Source organism: Pseudomonas sp. IT-P4 (genome assembly GCF_949767755.1).
GTDB lineage: Bacteria > Pseudomonadota > Gammaproteobacteria > Pseudomonadales > Pseudomonadaceae > Aquipseudomonas > Aquipseudomonas monachiensis.
In genome coordinates, this window is the sequence record NZ_CATKPX010000057.1 from 1 (window position 1) to 4,254 (window position 4,254).

Sequence of the window (4,254 nt, forward strand, 5' to 3'; positions counted from 1 at the left end):
GTCTGGCGGGTTTTTTTGTGCCCGGATTTCAGGCAAAAAAAAGCCAGCGATCAGGCTGGCTTGGGCTTTCTGGCTGAATCAGGACGCGTCGGCGGCCATTTCAGCGTCATGGGCGATCAGCGAAACCAGGGCGTTCTGCTGTCGATGGGAGAGTTGGCGGAAGCGCTGCAGCAACTCACGTTCGTGCAAGGAAAGCTCCGGGCTATCCAGGCGCATGCTCAACTCTTCTCCCAGTGCGCCTTCCTGAATAAGACTCTGCTCAAGGCGCGCAATGATTTCGGAGTTCATGCTGCGATGATGATTGCGAGCCACCTCGGCAATGCGTTCACGCATTCCGTCTGGCAGACGTACGACGAACTTGTCAGCCGTACGGCTGGAATAAATTGCCTGTTTCAATGGGCGCATATATTTAACCGGTTAGTTCAGGGGAGCGGTTTCGGGATTGGCCGCAGGATGTCTGGTAGGACAAGCGCTCTGACCAAATGTTCAACCTGAATTGATAGAGGCGCGCATCATGCCTCAAACCAGCCAGATCCTTGGCGTCAATTCTGTGACAAATATTGAACTGGATAAAGGCGTTCTGCCAGCACCAATTATCAGAAATGCGGACTGGTTTGAAAACTTCGACCAGGCCGTATCACTTCGTGCTTTCTCCACCCGACGAAAGGATTCCGGCGGGCAGGAAAAAGTGAACTCGATCCCTGTTCCTTGTCTTTACAGGATAGTGGCAAATTGCCGATTTACTAGGGGGAGTGGCATGGAGGGGGTGAATTCAGGATGGATGGCAGGCCCTGGCAGCGGGGCTGCCATGCCGGGATCAGCGCAGTACCGGATCAAACTTGATCTTGCGTCCGGCGATCAATGCGAGCACGAACAGCGCGCTGAATACGCCACAGGCGATCAGAGGGAGGGTGACGACCATGTCCTGGGTCAATGACAGATGAAAAATGCCGCTCGACAAGGCGAGGATGAAGAAACTCGCGGCTGATCTGGACATGCTGTACTCCTGGTGAGGGTCATTCAAAATACCAAACGTTCGGCAGGCGGAGCCGGCACCAGGATGTTTTCCTGGCTGACAAAGCCGTTCTGGTCGCTTGTCACAACCAGCTGTGGCGCCTTCTGCAACTGAAGGTAATGCGGCATGCGTTGGGCAACCTGCGTAGTGCTGCTCTCGGGAACAAAATGAACTCCCGCTAAAGCCGCCAGTGCGATGGCATACGAGAGTGAAAGGGCGCTCTTCATGGGGGGCGGGTCTCGGTTGTTCTGTGAGAACAAAGGAAGCAGCTCGCATGCCAGAGTTTATCGGCAATTAAATTCTTTAAAAACAATGAATTAAGTTATTTTTGGTAAAGCGCCCATATTGCATTTTGCAATGATGGCTTTTTGCAGTGATGCAATTTGCACGGTAAACAAGTCCGCGCCCGACCGAGGCGTCTGCCTACACTTAAAAAGCCTACGGACGACATGACAAAAGCCAGCCCGGCCGTTAACATGCACGCCGTCCATCGCACCGCGTATCGTCGCGGTCAACCTGTGTCTCAGTAGCTCAATTGGATAGAGCATCCCCCTCCTAAGGGGAAGGTTGGCAGTTCGAACCTGCCCTGGGACACCATATTTTTCAGCTCCCCTCCTGTTCCAACGCTTCCTTTTCACGACGTGCAGATAACGTTCGAAATCTCAGGTCCCCGGGATCTATCGACGCCATCAACCCTGCCTTGGCGACTTTCCGTTTCCTCTTCCACGTAGTCTGAATCTCCCATCCCGTCTGGGAGTATCCGCCGATGTGCCGCCTGCGGCGCATGTTCATAGTTGTGACCAATAGATCAGAAAATGGTCCAAGGTCGACCTCGATGACTGGACCCCGCTCAGGAGAAAGTCATGACTATGCGCAAAAAAACCTCATCGCCAACGAATGACCTGACCAGTAACGCCGGTGACCATCTTTCGCCCGTCAGCCACGACTGGACTTTTACCTACATTCCGACCGTCACCACCAACCTTAATGACTACGCACCCGGCAGCACGGCCATCATCACGGCCAGTGGTTTCGCCGCCGGCAGCACAGTGACGCTCGAAGTGGACCACGCCATCGGTGCCGGCGCGGATGGTGTGTGGGGGACATCCGACGATGTGCTCGATACCAACACCGGCGCGGGTCACGAGCCCTGGTCCGTGACCGACGGCGGTGCTGGCGATCTAGATGGCCAGGTCAACGGCAGCGTCACCACGTCCTGGTACGTGAATCCCGACGATTCGGCAGGCGCAACGTTTCTGCTCACAGCAGCCGCTGCGGGCGCCGATGGCGTGGTCGGCACCGGTGACGACGCGGGGGCGTCAACCTCGTTTACGGACAGCGTTTTGGGCGTCCTGGCGACCGGCGAGGACGTCACGTTGGACGAAACGGCGGGGTTGCAGAACGCCACTGCCACTCCAGCCCCCGCGGGGGACGCTGACGACAACGATATTCTGGTGGCGTCCCTGCCTTCGACCTTCACTACCCGTTTAGCCGCACTGGGGGCCGGTACCGCCACGGGCGCGGCCTTGAGTGGCTATACCGGTGCCATTGGCAACACCGGCAGTAATGCATTCACCATCACCGCTGACCCCGGCGCAAGCATTACCGATATCAGCTTCGTCGGCACCACCGGCGCGCCGCTCAATGGCGAGGACAGCGGACTCGATACCCTCGATGGCACCAGCATCCTTCTCTATACGGATACGAACAACAACATCGTCGTGGGCCGAGCCGGGAGCGCCGCCGGCGCGATCGTGTTCGCTGCCTATATTGAAGAAACCGGAACACCGGTCACGGGTGGCAAGATCTGGACCGTGGAATACCAACCGCTCAAGCATCCCGTTATGACGAATGCCGATGACTCGCTCAATCTGGCGGATAAGCTTTTCATCGGCGCCAGCCAGGACCTGGAGTTCAGCCTGGCCAATGCGCCCTCCGGTCAGAACCTGTTCCTGATGTTCACGAAGGCGAACCCGAACGTTGTCGATGTCGGTGGTGTGTTGCGGATCACCGATCCCACCATCATCGCCACCGGCAAGGACCCCGCAGACCAGTCAAGTGGCGTCAATATAACGACTGGTGACACGATCAATACCAGCCAGGCGGGGGGGCCGACCACCTTCGGCACCAACAATCAGATGATTGTGGAGCAAGAGGGCATCCGCTTCTCGTTCGTCACGGGTGCCAGGCAGAATGTGACCATTCCCAACCTGGACCAGAACGAAGCCGATCTTGAAGCCAACGTCGACTTTACCGGTGTCTTCAATGCGAAATCGGCCAGTTTCGACGTCGTGCAACTGCAAAGCGGCAAGAGTGCCGTGGTAAGGGTCAGCGCATTCAGCACCGCTGCTGAGCCTGGTGTGAATTTCATCAATGGGTATGGCAATGATGCGTCTGTGTCCATCACCAATGTTCGCGTCTTCAACAGCACCGGGCAGGTGATCGAGAACTCAAACGGCTCGGTGAATGATCCGGGCATTGTCATCAGCTTTAATGCAGGGGTCGCGACCATCACCGGCGTTAAAGCCGGCTACCAGATTGAATACACCACTACGGGGGATCACAACCGCGTACTCGTGGAGAACGGGGCCGCCGTCAATGCCAAGGGCAATGAGCACGCCGATTTTGATATCGGTGGTTTCACGCTGGTCCAGGCCTCTGTTTCGACAGCCGAAATCGGCTCCAGGATCATCTTCGACGACGACGGGCCGAGCATCAGTACCACCGGTGTGGAGCCGACGCTGACAGTGGACGAAACGGTGCTGGCGACCGACGTCACCCAGAGCTTCGCCGCCAACTTCAACTCGGCGTTTGGCGCCGATGGGGCCGGTACCCTGACCTATGCGCTGGGCGTGGTGGCCGGGGCTTCCGGGCTGATCGACACGGCCTCGGGTCAGGCGGTGAACCTGTCGCTCAACGGCACGGTGGTCGAAGGGCGTACGGCCCTCAGTAACCTGCTGGTGTTCACGGTCAGCGTGGCAGCCAATGGTAGCGTCACGCTCGACCAGAGCCGCGCCGTGGTGCATGCCAACACAAGCAATCCTGATGATTCGACGAGCCTGACCTCGGACAACCTGGTAACGCTGACGGCGACCAAGACCGATGGGGACGGCGACAGCGCCCTGGCAACCCTGAACATCGGGCAGAACCTGGTGTTCAAGGACGACGGACCGAGCATCACCACCACCGGTGTGGAGCCGACGCTGACAGTGGACGAAACGATACTGACGACCGACGCC

The 4,254-nt window shown here is 57.8% G+C and carries 4 protein-coding genes and 1 tRNA gene; 2 read left to right on the forward strand and 3 right to left on the reverse strand.

Annotation, left to right across the window (positions count from 1 at the left end):
• Positions 1–78 precede the first annotated feature (78 nt).
• From ACM6IT_RS22985 to ACM6IT_RS22995, 3 genes are all read right to left on the reverse strand, one after another.
• The gene (locus ACM6IT_RS22985) at positions 79–405 is read right to left on the reverse strand and encodes an Arc family DNA-binding protein (RefSeq protein ID WP_003178899.1); all 327 of its coding nucleotides are present in this window, start codon (positions 403–405) and stop codon (positions 79–81) included.
• A 412-nt stretch (positions 406–817) separates the two neighbouring features.
• A complete protein-coding gene (locus tag ACM6IT_RS22990) occupies positions 818–997 on the reverse strand; it encodes a PA3371 family protein (protein WP_056724158.1) in 180 nt (59 codons plus the stop codon).
• 23 nt (positions 998–1,020) lie between these two features.
• The gene (locus tag ACM6IT_RS22995) at positions 1,021–1,242 is read right to left on the reverse strand and encodes a hypothetical protein (protein ID WP_223541281.1); all 222 of its coding nucleotides are present in this window, start codon (positions 1,240–1,242) and stop codon (positions 1,021–1,023) included.
• A 293-nt stretch (positions 1,243–1,535) separates the two neighbouring features.
• On the opposite strand from ACM6IT_RS22995, the gene ACM6IT_RS23000 reads away from it, so the two are divergent.
• Together ACM6IT_RS23000 and ACM6IT_RS23005 are read left to right on the forward strand one after the other, a co-directional pair.
• Positions 1,536–1,612: transfer RNA gene (locus ACM6IT_RS23000), tRNA-Arg, on the forward strand.
• A 266-nt stretch (positions 1,613–1,878) separates the two neighbouring features.
• The coding region (locus ACM6IT_RS23005; RefSeq protein ID WP_414918748.1) for a DUF5801 repeats-in-toxin domain-containing protein at positions 1,879–4,254 on the forward strand (2,376 nt) is incomplete at its 3' end.